Genomic DNA, 16613 nt, shown 5'->3' on the forward strand with positions numbered 1-16613 from the left:
TTTGCCGCAAACGGCAAGCCCTTTTTTATGCGCTGTAGTTTGATACACGGCCTAAAAACAATATTTTTAGGGAATAAGATCAATCCTTAACTCCACAGTATGAAAAAAGCTTACCTGCTGTACCTATTATTCTTCATGTTCTTGTTCCCTGCCTTTGCCCAAAAGGCTGACGGCATTGACGGCAAAACGCAAGGCTTCACTAAACAAGCCGGTTATTTTAATACTTATTGGGATGATAAAACCGGCCGCCTGCTTTTAGAAATCGACAAACTGGGTCAGGAGTTTTTATATGTAGAATCCATGCCAGCTGGCGTTGGCTCTAATGACTTAGGGCTGGATCGTGGTCAGTTAGGCGATACTAAGATTGTGAAATTTATAAGGAGCGGCCCCAAGGTGCTGCTCATACAGCCTAATTATGATTACCGTGCGGTGAGCAATAATGCTGATGAGCGCCGATCGGTTGAGGAGGCTTTTGCACAATCGGTAATATGGGGATTTAAAGTTGAGGCGGCAGAGGGCGATAAAATCCTCATTGATATGACGCCGTTTTTGTTGAGGGACAGCCACCAGTTATCCTTGAGCCTGGCACGCGCTAACCAGGGCACTTACCGTGCCGACGACACCCGTTCGGCCATATACATGGCCAATACTAAAAGCTTTCCGTACAATACCGAAATGGAGGCTACCGTTACGCTGGCCGGCAATGGCAGCGGCGGCGAAATTCGTTCAGTTACGCCCGATGCCAATTTTGTGACCGTGCGCATGCATCACTCATTTATCCAGTTACCCGATAACAAGTACAAACCACGGGCTTTCGATCCGCGGTCGGGCTTTTTTAGTACCGATTATATGGACTTTGCCACGCCGATAGACCAGCCTATTGTTAAACGGCTAATTAACCGGCACCGCTTAGAAAAGAAAAACCCGGGTTCGGCCGTTAGCGAAGCCGTAAAGCCTATTATATATTACGTTGACCGCGGCGCACCCGAAATTGTACGCAATGCACTCATTGAAGGAGCCAGCTGGTGGAACCAGGCTTTCGAAGCAGCAGGCTACAAAAATGCGTTCCAGGTAAAACTGCTGCCTGAAGATGTTGACCCAATGGATATTCGATATAATATTATTCAATGGGTACACCGTTCTACCAGAGGATGGTCATACGGCTCCTCTGTAACCGACCCGCGTACCGGTGAGATCATCAAAGGTCAGGTATCACTTGGCTCACTGCGCGACCGGCAAGATTTTTTGATTGCCGAAGGTTTGGTCCAGCCTTATGAAGATGGCAAGCCGGTGAGCGACAAAATGATAAAACTAGCCGTTGCCCGTTTAAAACAACTGGCAGCGCATGAGGTGGGGCACACGCTGGGTTTATACCACAACTATGTAGCCAGTACTAACAAGCGGGCTTCAGTAATGGATTACCCGCCGCCAACTGTTACGTTAAAGGCTGATGGTACCATTGACCTGAGCGATGCTTACACCGCCGAAATTGGTAGCTGGGACAAGCGTGCTATTATTTATGGCTATTCAGACGTTTCGCAAAACGGCGATGAAGGTAAGGCTCTCAAAAACATCATTACCGAAACCCTAAAGCAAGGCGAGGTGTTTATTGCCGATGCCGATTCGCGCCCAACGGGTAGTGCACACCCCAAGGCTCACCTGTGGGACAGCGGCACAAATGCGGCTGATGAACTGAACCGCCTAATGGCTTTGCGTAAGCAGGTGATCAATACCTTTTCCGAGAAATCCATTCGGCAGGATGCACCTATGGCTACCATTGAGGAAGTACTGGTGCCTATGTATCTCATTCATCGTTATCAAATTGAGGCGGCCTCTAAAGTTGTGGGTGGTTTATATTATACCTACGCTATAAAAGGGGATGGCCAAACTGTAACCCGCATGGTGCCTGCTGCTGAGCAATGGAAAGCGTTTGATGCCTTAATGAGCACCATTACACCTGATGCGCTGGCTCTGCCCGAAGCCCTGATTGCTAAGATACCGCCCCGCCCGGTAGGCTACCCGCGCACCCGCGAGTTGTTTAAATCGCGCACCGGTTTAACATTTGATCCCATAGGCGCTGCCGAATCTGCAGCCGGAACCACACTGTCGTTCATATTACAGCCGCAGCGTGCCGCACGTTTGGTAGAATACCAATCGCGCGATAATACACAGCCGGGACTAGTCGCCGTACTGGACAAGCTGATAGCACGAACCTGGAAAGCTCCGCAAATGGCAGGTTACAAAGGGGAACTACAGCGCATGGTGAATAACCAAGCGCTCAAACAATTGCTAACGCTGGCAGCCACCACACAAGCGCCAGAAAACGTGCGTAGCATTACTATGCTCAAAATTGATGAGCTTAAAAAATGGATGCAAACTGCGCAAAGCGCCGCTGGTACCATGCAAAAAGCTAATTTGCTTTATGGCTTATCGCAAATTAAGCAGTTTGAGGACACACCAGACAAGTTTCAGCCTGCTCCGGGTTTAATGATGCCTGACGGCTCTCCAATTGGTATGGGCGATGAGATGGAATGCCCGGTTAAGTAAGCTTTCGGTTAATCATTAAAAGCTGGAGCCAACTTAGTTTAGAAAGCCGTTATGGGAAGGTAGAGATTGTAAAATTTATCTTTTTATGAGGCGGCTAACCGGATAAGATTTATACTTGTAACATGTCATCACCTATTGTAACCGGTATATTGTCTTTCGGCATGTCGGGCCGTATTTTTCATGCGCCTTTTGTGCATGCGCACCCCGGCTTTCAGTTTAAAGCTGTGCTGGAGCGCAACCAAAAAAATGCAGTGAAGTACTATCCTGATGTGGTTAGTTATGACCGTATAGAGGATATGCTTAATGATGCTGAAATTGAGCTTATTGTTGTAAATACGCCAAACCAACTGCATTACGAGCAGGCCAAACAGGTTTTGCAGGCAGGTAAACATGTGCTGATCGAAAAGCCGGTTACTGCAAACCTAACACAGTTGCTGGAGCTTTACGACCTGGCTAAAGCGCAAAACAAGCATTTGTTTGTTTACCAGAACCGCCGCTTGGATAGTGACTTCCAATCGGTAAAAGAGGTGATTGAGAGTGGCCGGTTGGGCAACCTGGTTGAAGCACATTTTAGGTATGACCGTTACAAGCCGGTGCTAAGTCCTAAAGCATTTAAAGAAGCTGCCGGAATGGATTCTAATGGACTGGTATACGACTTAGGTCCGCACCTGCTCGATCAGGTGATCAGTTTATTTGGCAAGCCGCTTACCAGTCATAAAGTTACGGCTTCACACCGCGAAGGTTCTGCCGTAATAGATTATTTTAATTATCAGCTTACGTATCCGCACCAGTTAACCGTGCAGGTAACCTCAAGCCTGCTGGTGGCGCAGCCACTACCAGCGTTTGTGCTGCATGGCACAGCAGGTAGCTATATAAAAGACCGCTGCGATGTGCAGGAAGCCCAGTTGGACCAGGAAATTAAACCTACCGATGCAGGCTACGGCGTAGAGCCCGAAGGTTGCGAAGGCCAATTGGTGCTGATGGGTATTAACAATGAAAAGACCATTGAAAAGATACCCTCGCATACCGGCAACTATTTAAATTTATTCGAAGCCGTTTATCAAACTATTGTAAACGGTGCATTGTACCCTATAACAGATGAACATATTGCCTGGCAGGTTGAACTGCTGGAGGCATAGCTATAAACTTATAATGAAGAAATTACTTTTTATACTGAGCCTGGTGGTTATGGCCGGCTGCACACAGGCGCAAAACAAAACGAGTATACAAAACCTGCCCGATTACCACATTGTTACCGCGCCCGATAGCGCTACACGTACCCCTGCTACTTTAAAAAAGAACAAGCCCGTAATGCTTGTTTATTTTTCGCCCGATTGCGGCCACTGCCAGCAATTAATGTATGAGATGAAAGGGCAGATGAAAAGTTTTAAAGACATACAGATTGTAATGGTAAGCGCAGTAGATTACAAGCTGATTAAAGGGTTTTATCGCGACTTTGGCATATCAACCTATCCCAACATTACCGTTGGTACCGAAGGTAACAGCTACAAGGTGCTGCAGTACTACAATGTAAAAATGACGCCCTATATTGCTATTTACAACCATCAGCACAAGCTGCTAAAAGCTTACGAAAAAGCGCCTAAGTTAAAGGAACTGGCCGCCATGGTAAAGAAAGCTTAAGACGTAGCAAAGTTTAAAACAACTGCAACAACAGCTCGTGCTTTCAAGTGATAGCGAGAATCTTTTTCGAAGCGGTTAGCTTATCGTTAAGTAAGATTGCTCACTATCGTTTGAGATGACAAGATTTGGATCAACGGAGCCGGTATTTAGCAGCTCCGTTTTTTGTTTTCTCCTAACTGTCTTTTTCAGGACATGCGAGACAGCTTGTCCGAAGCGATAGTTTTCATTCCAAAGGATTCCCCACTATCGTTCGGGATGATAGTTTTATAAGCTTACTTTGGCGCCAACCTGCATGGTAACCCCTCCTAACCCTTTGCCAGGAGGGATGAAAGATTAATCAAGCTTTAATCATGCAACTCATCACTTAGTAATAAAAAATTTACTTGCTGCTAACCTTGCTTAGCAATAAAGTTACAAGCCCGGTAAGTCGACTAAGTTTAAAAAGCCTGACTTTTGCGGGATGAACTTTTTGGTACTGAAACGACTGTTACTTTTAACACTTTTTATTATAACGATTAAAGCCGGTGCACAAACTGCAGCACCTACCGGCGGTACGGTTACCGGTAAACTGGTAGACGCCAATACCAACCAGCCGCTTGATTTTGCCAGCGTAAGTGTAACCCACAAAGGCGATAAAACAACCAAGGGTATACAAACCGATTTAAACGGTAACTTTAAGCTGGACGGCCTGAAAGATGGCGTTTACTTGTTTAAGGCCACTTTTGTAGGCTATTTAACTTACGCAAAAGATAGTATCCTGATTAATGCCTCGCGCAAACTGGTGCAACTGGGTAACGTTAAGGTGCGCCCTGCAAAAGGAGTACTAAAAGAAGTGGTGGTAACGGCACAGCGCAGCCAAATTAAGCTAAGCACCGATAAAAAGGTTTTTAGTGTTGATCAAAGCCTGGTAAGCCAGGGTGGTTCCGCTACTGACCTGTTAACCAACGTGCCATCGGTACAGGTGGATGTGGAAGGTAACGTTAACCTGCGCGGCTCCAGCAATGTGCGTGTGCTTATCAATGGTAAACCTTCAGCACTATCAGGCGGTAGCGTGAGCGATATTCTGCAGTCTATACCGGCCAGCGCTATCGAAAACATTGAAGTAATAACCAATCCTTCATCAAAATACGATGCCGAAGGCCAGTCGGGTATTATCAATATTGTTTTAAAACGTAATGCACAGCTGGGTTTCAATGGTTCGGTTGCCGGTACTGTTGGTACACAAAATACCTATAACGGCAGCTTAAACTTATCTTACCAAACATCAAAAGTAAACTTGTTTGGTAACTACAGTTACCGTAAGGCCGACCGTGTAGGCAATGGCTATACCGATCGTATTACTTACCCCGGCACTGCCGATGCTATTTTTCAGAATCAGTTATCCGACCAAAAATTTAGTTTTAACTCGCACAACGTGCGTACGGGTATCGATTTTAACCTGAGTCCTAAAACGGTACTTACCCTGTCTGATAATATTAACGTTCGGGACCGCGACCGTTTCCAGAATGGTGAAACCCGCACTACCACCCGTAACGCACTTACGCAACTTACCCAGCAAAATAACTTCTCGGGCAACTCGGGTATAAACTTTGATGCCAACGCCGATTTTAGTCACAAATACAAAAAGCAAGGGCAGGAGTTAACGGCCAATTTGGGTTATTCTTCGGAAAAAGAGGATGGCGATGAAAACTTGTCGACCGTTTATAATTACTACCGTAACAACATTACTACTGGCCGCAGCTTTAACCAGAACACCTATACCAACGGCAAGCAGCGTAATTTTAACTTACAGGCCGACTACACCATGCCTTTGGGTAAAGAAAGCAAACTTGAAGCCGGGTACCGCAGCACCTTTAACCGTAATGATAATGATTACCGAGTTGATACATTGATTAACAGAACAGTTAACCAGTATGTGTTTGATAACACCCGCTCCAACCATTTTATATACAATGAGCAGGTACATGCTTTATATGCCAACTACCAGCGCCAGTTTGGTAAGTTTGGTGTGCAGGTAGGAGCCCGCGTGGAGGATGCCCACATACGTACCCGTCTGGTTGATAGTGTGCAGCAGTACAAGCAAGACTACTTAAGGGTGTACCCAAGTGTGTTTTTGAGCGATAAACTGACCGAAAACCAAACGCTGCAACTAAGTTACACCCGTAGGGTTAGCCGTCCGCGCGACAGGCAGTTATCGCCGTTTGTTGACCGTAGCGATCCCTTTAACTTTCAGCAGGGTAATCCTAACTTGTTACCTGAGGATACGCATGCTTTTGAGTTAAGCTACATTAACTATTGGAATGCTTTAACGCTTACTTCTTCACTTTACTATCGTTATACCAACAATAACATTCAGCAGGTACGCATACCGCTCGATTCGGCTACTACCTTAACCCGGTTTGAGAATATTAACAGTGCAGCCAATGCAGGTTACGAGTTAATTGCCAAATGGACGTTCTCTCCTAAATTAGACTTAACCGGTAATGTAAACGTTTACTACCGTAACATTAAAGGCGATGAGGCACTTAATGTACGGTCTACTTCGGGTTATGCCTTTAACGGTAACCTTACGGCTAACATTAAGCCCGTTAAAAAGTTAGGGATACAATTGCGTGGAGATTACCAGGGCAAGCAGGTGATAGCACAAGGTTACAGCAAGGCTTTATACGGTTTGGATGGCGGTGTGCGGTATGATGTTACCAAGACATTGAACATGAGCGTAAACGCCCGCGATATCTTTAATACCCGTAAGTTTGGCTCTATTATTAACAACACCAACACGGCTATACCTTACACTTCTGAGTCGTACCGCAGGTTTGCTACGCGTACCGTGATGTTTACGGTATCCTATCGCTTCGGCAACAGCAGCACCGAGCAAAAACGCCAAAAACAACGCGACCAGGATAACGGCGGTAACGGCAACCCCGATGACCTGGGCAGCGCAGGTGGCGGTGGTCCGAGATAGGGGATTGTATATCTTTCCATGTCATCGCGAACGATACTGACAGATTACATGGAGAGATTTACGAGGTTTAGCTATTACTGCTGTTGCTGTTGCTGTTGCTGCTGCAACAGGATGGCTTCTTTATAGCGCTGGTAGCTGTTGGTGGTAAATTCCGGCGCTTCGGCGGCTTTTATAAAATTGTTGGAATCAATTTCGTCGGTCGGTTCGGAGCTCGGCTGGTCGCGGTACTCTACGCTTACCTTTACTTCCAGTAAATGGCCCGATGTGCCTTTGTAAACACCTTTTACCGGCGAGCAATCTGAGAAATTACGGCCTACTGCAAGGCGCACGTGGGTTTCATTGGCTACACAATTATTGGTTGGATCAATACCCAGCCAACCGTACTCGGGCAAATAAACTTCGGCCCAGGCATGGGTAGCACCTTCGCCGCGCATGCCGTTATGATTTGGACAAATATAGCCGCTTACATAACGCGCAGGTATATTTAACAGGCGCAGCATGAGTATAAGTATATGGGCAAAATCCTGGCAAACGCCAGCTTTAAGTTTCCATACTTCTTTAAGCGTAGTTTCAACCGTGGTTACCCCGGGCAGGTACTCAAAATTGCGGTACACGTAATCACAAAAGCGCAAAGCAGTTCGGTAAGGTGTATCTCCGGCTTGTTTTTCTTTATCAATTGCAGCCAAAAGTTCGGGCAGGGCTTCAAAGTACTCGTGCATTAAAAAATCAATGTAAGGCACTATATTTTGCAGCGAAGCCAGCTTTTGCCATTGCTCCTGCGCCGAAAGCGACTCAGCAGGCAGTTCTTTAGCATGGGTAACTACCAGCACCTCTGAGTTGATAATGAGTTGATTATGGGGCTCCAGGTAAGTGAAGCTGCCCACCTCATTGCCGTAATAATCTACATGGGTATCAACCACGGGATTGCCGGTTATTGTCAAATCATGCTTTAATACTTCCTGGTTTACATCGGTAATAGGGAAGAGGATTACCTGGTTGGCGCTGTCGCGCACTTTGCCATCGTAAGTATACCGGGTTATATGTTGTATTTTAAATTCAGGCATGAGAGTAGAATTAAAAGTTCAAGATCAGGAGTTAGCAAAGTAATGCTCGTTAAGCGATGTGCCAATGGCGTATAAGTCCTGTTTAATCTGTGTCAGGAACTGGTGTAAACCTACCTGGCGAATGCTTTGTGCCGAGCTGTATTGGATGTAGCTTTGTAGTTTGCCTATCTGAAAAGCAATATCGCGGTAATTGCCCAGGTTGCTCTCCTTTTTTAAACGCTCATAATACCGGCTAATGTTATTAACCGAGTAAATAACTGAGCGCGGAAAATCGGTATTTAGAATAATCAACTCCATGACGTTTTGCGCCTCAATGCCGTCGCGGTAGGTTTTTAGGTACAATTCATAACCGCCAATTGATTGCAGCAGGTGTTTCCAATAGGTAATATCGGTAAGCAGGTCGGGGTTAGTATTAACTGAACCAAATTTGATGTCCAGTATATCGATAGCCTGTATACTACGCTCTAAAAACTTGCCGATGTTCATAAAACTCCGACCCTGGCCGCGCTCCATTGATACCTCGGCCGTACCGTAATACAGCATAATCTGTTTAATCAAAATATCCAGTACACTGATGGGGTCGTCTTTTTGTAAGCGCTCGTCGAGTGACGGGTCTTTAACGCAGTGATAATATTCGTTAAGGCATTGCCAAAGATCTCGGGTAATGTGTTCCTGTACGCTACGGGCATTTTCCCGCGCCAGGGTAATCATATTCGATATGGAATTGGGATTGTTCTTTCCGTTTACCATATAGCTCAGTACGGCCCTGCTATCATTATTAAGCTGCTTCATCAGTTCAGTATCGGCCCCCGAATAAATACGGATAACCGGTTCCCAGGTAAATTCGCGCACAGCATCCTGCGATGAAGCGTAGTTGATCTTCAGCATCCTCAAAATACCATCGCTCCGCTCTATGTACCGGCTTAACCAATAAAAACTTGCTGCTACTCTACTTAACATATATCGTTATTTCGGATTTCGGATGTTCGCTTCCCATTGATTCGGAAGCAATCTGCCGTCGTCATCGTAGTTAATTATTTAATTATTCTTAAGTTTAACATACTAACTCGCAAGCATATGAACGGATGTTAAGATCCAAACTTACATTCAAATGCAATATCAGGCCAGTACCCAGGTATCCTTACTGCCGCCGCCTTGCGAGCTGTTTACCACTAATGAGCCTTCTTTTAGCGCTACGCGAGTAAGTCCGCCCGGCACAATCTCAATGCCATCGGGGCCGCATAAGGCGTAAGGCCTTAAATCGATGCGTCGGGGCTGTAACACCCCTTGTATATAGCACGGTGCTGCCGATAGGCTAATGGTAGGCTGGGCAATAAAATTTCGGGGATCTTTCAGGATTTCTTTTTTATAATCATCAATTTCCTGCTCACTGGCCGCATGGCCCATTAGCATACCGTAACCACCGCTCTCATTAGTTTTTTTAACCACCATGGTATTAATGTTGGCAAAGGTAAATTCACGTTCGTCGGCGTTGCGCAGCTGGTAGGTGGGTACGTTCTTAAGCAGTGGCTCCTCGTTCAAGTAGTACCTAATCATATCGGGCACATAGCTGTAAATGGCTTTGTCATCGGCTACGCCGTTACCAATAGCGTTCACAATAGCTACGTTACCTTTACGGTAGGCGCTCATTAAACCAGCCACGCCCAGCACACTGGCAGGGTTAAATACCAAAGGGTCCAAAAACTCATCATCAACACGGCGGTATATTACATCAACCTGTTGCAGGCCGGTAGTGGTTTTCATGTATACCTTATGGTTACTAACCACCAAGTCGCGACCTTCAACCAGTTCAACGCCCATTAGGCGGGCCAGGGTAGTATGCTCAAAGTAAGCCGAATTATAAATACCCGGGCTCAACAGCACAATGGTAGGGTTGCTGATTTGCCTTGGCGACAGCGCCATTAGGTTTTTATACAGGATGCTGGGGTATTCGGTTACGCTTCGTACGTTACATTGCGGCAACAGGTCGGGGAAAAGGCGCTTGGTAATCTCGCGGTTCTCCAACATATAACTCACACCCGATGGTGTACGGAGGTTGTCTTCCAGCACGTAGAATGCGCCGTGCTCATCGCGTATCAGGTCTATACCGGCAATGTGAACGTAAATATCGTAAGGGACATTCAGTTGATACATCTCCCGCAAAAAGTGGGGGCAGGAGTAAATTACATCAATAGGCACAATACCATCTTTAATGATGAATTGATTATGATAGACGTCTTTTAAGAACAAATTAAGCGCTGTTAGCCTTTGCTTAATACCCTTTTCAACCAGGGTCCACTCGGCGGCTGTTATAATACGTGGTATAATATCGAAAGGAAAGATTTTTTCAATGCCTTCACCACTGTTATACACGGTGAACGTTATACCTTGGGTCATGAAAAGGCGACGGGCCAGTTCTTCTTTTTTATTTAGATTGTCAGTCGATTCCTTGGTTAAATAGCTAATCACCCGCTGATAGTGCTCTCGTATAGCCGAATTTTCACTATACATTTCATCCCATACGTCGTTTATGGCGTTATACTCACTAAAATGCGCAGATTTGTACATAGAAAATTCAATAAGTTTATGGCTGTTAAATATAATTTATGCCAGATTGGGTAATTTAGTAACTGTTTTTTAATAAATACTAAATGAAGAGATGTTTTTTTATAAAATACTCGCAGCTAAAGCGTAAAAACAGATATTTTTACGGCACAGTTTAAGAGAACAATATTAATTGGTGGCAGCAAAGAACAAAAAAGGCTTAAGAAATATTTCTTAAGCCTTTTTTGTTAGGTTAAATATTTAATTAACCTTCACTTACATGATGAACTTCTTCTTCTTTAAAGAATTTAGCGTTAAAGAAGTCAAAATTCATGTTAGCGATATTAGTTAATGTGATCTCTTTAGGGCATTCGGCTTCGCAAGCACCTGTATTGGTACAGCTGCCAAAACCTTCAGCATCCATTTGTGCCACCATGCTTTGCACACGACGGTAGCGTTCCGGCTGACCTTGCGGCAATAAAGCCAACTGGTTAATTTTAGCCGATGTGAACAGCATTGCTGAAGCATTTTTACAAGCCGCTACGCAGGCGCCGCACTGGATACAGGTAGCCGAGTTGAAGGCCTCGTCGGCAATTACCTTAGGGATTGGAATTTCGTTAGCATCAGGTACGCCACCGGTATTTACCGATACATAGCCCCCCGCCTGCTGTATGCGGTCAAACGCAGAACGGTCGGTTGCCAAGTCTTTTACCACCGGGAAAGCAGCTGCTCTCCATGGTTCAATAGTGATGGTTTCGCCATCACTAAAGCTACGCATGTGTAACTGACAGGTGGTAATAGCACGTTTAGGCCCATGCGGACGGCCGTTAATATATAATGAACACATACCGCAAATACCCTCACGGCAATCGTGGTCAAAATGAATCGGATCTTCTTTGGCATGAATAAGGCTCTCATTCACTACGTCCAGCATCTCCAGAAAAGACATATCCGGAGATATGTTTTCGGCCTTATAAGTCACAAACTTACCAGCAGTTTGTGCATTCTTTTGGCGCCAAACTTTCAGCGTCAAATTCATTGTTCCGTTTGCGTTACTCATGTTTTTTGAGTTTGATATTTTGTATCAAGTAGCCAGTATCAAGTATTAAGATTTTTTAAACCTTTTGTGCCCGATGTCAAGTCTTTATACTTGATACTAGCTACTTGATACTCGTATGCTATCTTATTTATAGCTTCTTTGTGTTAACTTAACGTTTTCGTATACCAGGTCTTCTTTGTGTAATACTTCGGGCTGGTTATCGCCGGTATATTCCCAGGCGGCAACGTAGGCAAACTCGTCGTCGTTACGTAAAGCTTCGCCTTCTTCTGTTTGCGATTCCACCCGGAAGTGACCACCGCATGATTCGCGACGGCTTAAGGCATCTTCCACCATTAATGCACCTAACTCTATAAAGTCGGCCACGCGGCCAGCTCTTTCCAGTGAAGCATTAATTTCTTCATTTTCGCCTACCACTATAGCATTTTTCCAGAAGTCGTCTTTTAAAGCTTGGATTAAACCACGTGCTTTGGTCAAACCTTCTTCCGTACGGGCCATACCGCAGTATTCCCACATAATGTGACCTAGCTCACGGTGATATTCCACTACGGTTTTGTTGCCTTTAAGCGCTAATAATTTTGCGATATAAGCTTCAACGTCTTTTTTGGTTTGTGCAAAAGCCGGGTGATTGGTATCAACCGCTTTAGGGCCTATGGTAGCCAGGTAATCACCTAAAGTGTATGGGATAACAAAGTAACCATCGGCCAAACCCTGCATTAGTGCAGATGCGCCTAAGCGGTTAGCGCCGTGATCGGAAAAGTTAGCCTCGCCCAGGCAGTATAAACCAGGTATGTTAGTGCTCAGGTTATAATCAACCCAAAGGCCACCCATGGTATAGTGTACAGCGGGGTAAATACGCATTGGCTGTTTGTATGGATTTTCATCAGTAATCTGATAATACATGTCAAACAGGTTGCCATATTTAGCACGTACGGTATCTTCGCCTAAACGCTGTATAGCATCGCGGAAATCAAGGAACACGGCAATACCTGAGCCACCTACACCACGGCCATCGTCAACCATTTCTTTAGCGTTACGTGAAGCCACGTCGCGCGGTACAAGGTTACCGAATGATGGGTATTTGCGCTCCAGGAAGTAATCGCGGTCGTCTTCCTTAACGTTTTCAATTTTAACTTCACCTTTACGTAGCTTTTCGGCCACTTCCTTGGTTTTAGGTGCCCATACACGCCCATCATTACGCAATGATTCAGACATCAGCGTTAATTTAGACTGGTGGGTGCCTGTTACCGGGATACAGGTAGGGTGAATTTGTGTATAGCAGGGGTTAGCAAAGTAAGCACCGCGTTTGTGTGCACGCCATGCTGCCGTTACATTTGAGCCGATAGCATTAGTGGATAGGTAGAACACGTTGCTATAACCGCCGGTACACAACAATACTGCATGACCTGAATGGGTTTCAATAGCGCCGGTTTTTAAGTTACGGGTAACAATACCTTTAGCCTGACCGTCGGCCACAACCACATCAAGCATTTCGGTACGGGTATACATTTTTACCTTGCCTTCATGTATCTGGCGGTTAAGAGCCGAGTAGGCACCTAACAATAATTGCTGTCCGGTTTGGCCGCGGGCATAAAACGTACGCGACACCTGTGCACCACCAAAAGAACGGTTATCCAGCAAGCCACCGTACTCGCGGGCAAAAGGAACACCTTGTGCAACACACTGGTCAATAATATTTACAGATACCTCTGCCAAACGGTAAACGTTGGCTTCGCGTGCGCGGTAATCGCCACCTTTAATAGTATCATAAAACAAACGGTAAACGCTGTCGCCATCGTTACGGTAGTTTTTAGCAGCGTTAATACCACCCTGTGCAGCAATAGAGTGTGCACGGCGTGGGCTATCCTGAAAACAAAAAGCAGTAACGTTGTAGCCCAGCTCGGCCAATGAAGCCGCTGCCGAAGCACCTGCCAGGCCGGTACCTACCACAATAATGTTGTATTTACGCTTGTTGGCGGGGTTAACCAGCTTTAAGTTAAATTTATGTTTGCTCCATTTTTCGGCTAATGCGCCTTGTGGAATTTTTGAATCTAAACTCATCGTTCAAATTTATATTTAGATAACAGCGGTTAAGCGGTTATTATCTGGTGAAATAATAAATGATAGGCATCAAAGCAAAACCTATAGGTATAATTACAGCAAACAGCCAGGTACCTATAAACTCATAAATTGGTTTGTACTTGCGGTGTACCCAGCCTATAGAGTGAAATGCACTTTGGAAGCCATGCTTTAAGTGGAACGATAGCGTTACCATAGCAATTACGTAAAATATAACGTAAAAGATGTTTTTAAAGCTGGTTTCAACGCTGGCGTTCAGGTTTTTAGCAATTAAGGTTTCGGTGCTGCCTTCAGTAAACCTTGCATATTCGTACTCGCCCGGTGGCAGTGCCTTAGCAGAAATTTGCTTGCCGGTACGCAAATCGGTTTTGTACTCTGTAAACGGAACGGAATAAGCGCTTTTACCAAACCAGTCGTCCTGGTGGTATTTAAACCAGAAATCTTTCATGTGAATAACAATGAACAACAGTAGGATTGATCCTAACAGGCCCATGTTTTTTGATGAAAAAGAAACGGGAGACTTGGTACCCACTGCGTAACTAACCGGACGAGCCTTGCGGTTCTGTATGGTTAAAATTAACGCGTACACACTGTGTATTATGATAGATAAATACAACAGAATGGACACCACCCGTATTGGCGGGAAGTGGGTCATGAAGTTGGCATACTCGTTAAACGCCTGGCCATTGTCATGTTTAAACAGCGACAGGTTACCGCTCAAATGCACAATTAGAAAAGTACACAGAAACAAGCCTGTTAAAGCCATAATCAGCTTTTTTCCCAGTGAAGAGTTAAAGGTTTGTTTTAATTCACTCATTATATCAGATTTTTAATCAGGCAAAAATATTTATTATAACCCAAAACATAGGTATTGATTTGAGTAATTGTCAGGTTATTGTCTATTTAGAAACATTCTAAAATTATGCAGCCGTTTTTATTAAGCTAACCTTAAAATACTATATTAGCCCATCACACTTTTGAGTTTAATGAAAAGAATTTACTACCTGTTTGCGGCTGCAGTTTTCATCGCCGGTTGCAACACTAAGTTGCCAAAAATCGCTTTCAGCGGTAACGTTACAGGCGCAAAAGACGCCGTTATTATTGTTACTGATGCTGATGGCAATAACATTGCCGGCCAGAATATTACCAACGGCTCCTTTAAAATGGATACGGTTTTTGAAAACCCCGGTTATGGCAAAGTGAGCATTAAGCAAACCGGTAGTGATGATTACCCCATGGAAGTTTACCTGGAGGCCGGCCAGTATACACTTGAAGCCGATGCAGCCCACCTGGACCGCTATCCAAAAATTACCTCATCATCTGCTATACAAAACGAGCTTACGGCTTATTATACCATACAGGATGAACTAAGCCTTAAAGCACACCATAAAGTAGTGGGTAAATTGGAGCCGGGCGAAACAGATATTGATAGGCTGAAGCTTAAGGCATTCCGGCAATTTATTAACAAGCACCCCAATAGTACGGCCGCCACACACATCATGTTAGGCCTGCAATACGAACGTGACGTGCAGCCTTACTATGAAATTTATAATAAGCTAAGCCAGGCAGCAAAAAGTAGCGAGGAAGGTAAGTTTGTAGGCAAAAAACTGGCCGGTATGATGAAGTTGTTACCTGGCGCCAAAGCACCCGATATTGCCGGCACCACACCTGATGGTGCTAAATTTGATAAAACTAAACTGGACAAGAAGGTATATGTATTGGAGGTTTGGAAGGCAGGCAACCAGATCAGCCGCATGAACCATAAAGATATAATCGATGGCATGTTGAAAAACCTGGATAACAAAAAGGCAGGTTTCATTGGTATATCGCTGGATAGTAAGCGTGACTGGTGGACTAAAGCCATTGCCGATGATAAAGTTACCTGGCCGCAGTATGCCGACCTGAAAGGTGATGAATCGGCCAATGCGCAGCAGTGGGCTATCAATAAAATACCTACCTATTATGTATTGAACGGTAAATGGGAAATTATAGAGCGTGATGCAAGCTTTAGCCGCTTAGAATTTATAGTGCGCGATTACCTGGCGCATCATTAAACTGCAATCACTTTATTTTCCAGTATGCCGAACACTTTGTCGGTTTCATGATGCTTTACTGCCACCTTGCCGGTAAACTTACCGAAAGATGGGAGTATAGCCTGACGATCACTAAAAGCAAAGCAGGGCAGTGTTACAGATTGCCGGCCTTTACCGCTAAGCTTAACCCCCGGGTGTATGTGGCCACAAAACACATAATGCTCATGTTGATTCAGGCACTGGTTATCTTGCGGGTGATGCAGCATTAAAAACGGCCCAACCTGCAACTCCTGATGCGTGGATATATCAATATCGTGGTAGTGCTGCTCCTTAATAATGTCATGGTTACCTATAACCAGCTGCATTATAATGGCGGGATATTGCTGCCGCCATTGGGCAAAATCATGCCAATCACCGTTCATGCTGCTGTGAAACAAATCGCCCAGAAACCAGATCTTTTTGGGTTGATGCAGATGAATGAGTTTGGTTAAGCATTTAAGATCCTCATGGCCAACTTGTGAAGGCACAGCTATACCAGCCTTGCGAAAATGCCCCGACTTGCCCAAGTGTACATCGGCTACAATTAAAGCTTTTTGCTGCTGCCAGTAAATGGCACGCTCTGGTAATAAAAGGAGATCCTGTTCTAAAATATTAAAATTCAACCCTGCACTCATCTTGATTAT

12 protein-coding genes are annotated in these 16613 nt (G+C 44.9%); 5 read left to right on the top strand and 7 right to left on the bottom strand.

The window, feature by feature from the left end; genetic code table 11:
• Positions 1-99: 99 nt before the first annotated feature.
• The 4 genes from ABDD95_RS03335 (at position 100) to ABDD95_RS03350 (ending at position 7153) form a co-directional block, all read left to right on the top strand.
• On the top strand, positions 100-2547 hold the full coding sequence (locus ABDD95_RS03335; protein ID WP_345950482.1) for a zinc-dependent metalloprotease: 2448 nt from the start codon (positions 100-102) through the stop codon (positions 2545-2547).
• Positions 2548-2669: 122 nt separating this feature from the next.
• Positions 2670-3686 carry a Gfo/Idh/MocA family oxidoreductase gene (locus tag ABDD95_RS03340; RefSeq protein WP_345950483.1) on the top strand — a complete coding sequence of 339 codons (1017 nt, stop codon included), beginning with the start codon at positions 2670-2672 and terminating at the stop codon, positions 3684-3686.
• 13 nt (positions 3687-3699) lie between these two features.
• On the top strand, positions 3700-4188 hold the full coding sequence (locus ABDD95_RS03345) for a thioredoxin domain-containing protein (RefSeq protein ID WP_345950484.1): 489 nt from the start codon (positions 3700-3702) through the stop codon (positions 4186-4188).
• Positions 4189-4648: 460 nt separating this feature from the next.
• Positions 4649-7153 (top strand): TonB-dependent receptor, encoded by a 2505-nt coding sequence (locus ABDD95_RS03350; protein WP_345950485.1) that lies wholly within the window; start codon positions 4649-4651, stop codon positions 7151-7153.
• Positions 7154-7227: 74 nt separating this feature from the next.
• Here the strand turns inward: ABDD95_RS03350 and ABDD95_RS03355 are convergent, their stop codons facing one another.
• The 6 genes from ABDD95_RS03355 to ABDD95_RS03380 form a co-directional block, all read right to left on the bottom strand.
• Positions 7228-8217, bottom strand: a complete 990-nt coding sequence (locus tag ABDD95_RS03355; RefSeq protein WP_345950486.1) for a transglutaminase family protein — start codon at positions 8215-8217, stop codon at positions 7228-7230.
• 24 nt (positions 8218-8241) lie between these two features.
• Positions 8242-9177: an alpha-E domain-containing protein gene (locus ABDD95_RS03360; protein ID WP_345950487.1), complete on the bottom strand. Its 936-nt coding sequence runs from the start codon at positions 9175-9177 to the stop codon at positions 8242-8244.
• Between the two features lie 159 nt (positions 9178-9336).
• Positions 9337-10785: a circularly permuted type 2 ATP-grasp protein gene (locus ABDD95_RS03365; protein ID WP_345950488.1), complete on the bottom strand. Its 1449-nt coding sequence runs from the start codon at positions 10783-10785 to the stop codon at positions 9337-9339.
• 241 nt (positions 10786-11026) lie between these two features.
• Positions 11027-11800 (bottom strand): succinate dehydrogenase/fumarate reductase iron-sulfur subunit, encoded by a 774-nt coding sequence (locus ABDD95_RS03370; RefSeq protein WP_345952090.1) that lies wholly within the window; start codon positions 11798-11800, stop codon positions 11027-11029.
• Positions 11801-11944: 144 nt separating this feature from the next.
• Positions 11945-13879 (bottom strand): fumarate reductase/succinate dehydrogenase flavoprotein subunit, encoded by a 1935-nt coding sequence (locus ABDD95_RS03375; protein ID WP_345950489.1) that lies wholly within the window; start codon positions 13877-13879, stop codon positions 11945-11947.
• A gap of 40 nt (positions 13880-13919) precedes the next feature.
• A complete protein-coding gene (locus ABDD95_RS03380; protein ID WP_345950490.1) occupies positions 13920-14714 on the bottom strand; it encodes a succinate dehydrogenase cytochrome b subunit in 795 nt (264 codons plus the stop codon).
• Between the two features lie 169 nt (positions 14715-14883).
• Here ABDD95_RS03380 and ABDD95_RS03385 point away from each other — a divergent pair, with 169 nt between their 5' ends.
• The gene (locus tag ABDD95_RS03385) at positions 14884-15951 is read left to right on the top strand and encodes a hypothetical protein (RefSeq protein ID WP_345950491.1); all 1068 of its coding nucleotides are present in this window, start codon (positions 14884-14886) and stop codon (positions 15949-15951) included.
• On the opposite strand, the gene pdeM is transcribed toward ABDD95_RS03385, so the two are convergent.
• Positions 15948-16604: a ligase-associated DNA damage response endonuclease PdeM gene (gene pdeM, locus ABDD95_RS03390; RefSeq protein ID WP_345950492.1), complete on the bottom strand. Its 657-nt coding sequence runs from the start codon at positions 16602-16604 to the stop codon at positions 15948-15950. The genes ABDD95_RS03385 and pdeM overlap by 4 nt on opposite strands.
• Positions 16605-16613 lie beyond the last annotated feature (9 nt).

The organism is Mucilaginibacter sp. PAMB04274 (assembly GCF_039634385.2).
Taxonomy (GTDB): Bacteria; Bacteroidota; Bacteroidia; order Sphingobacteriales; family Sphingobacteriaceae; genus Mucilaginibacter.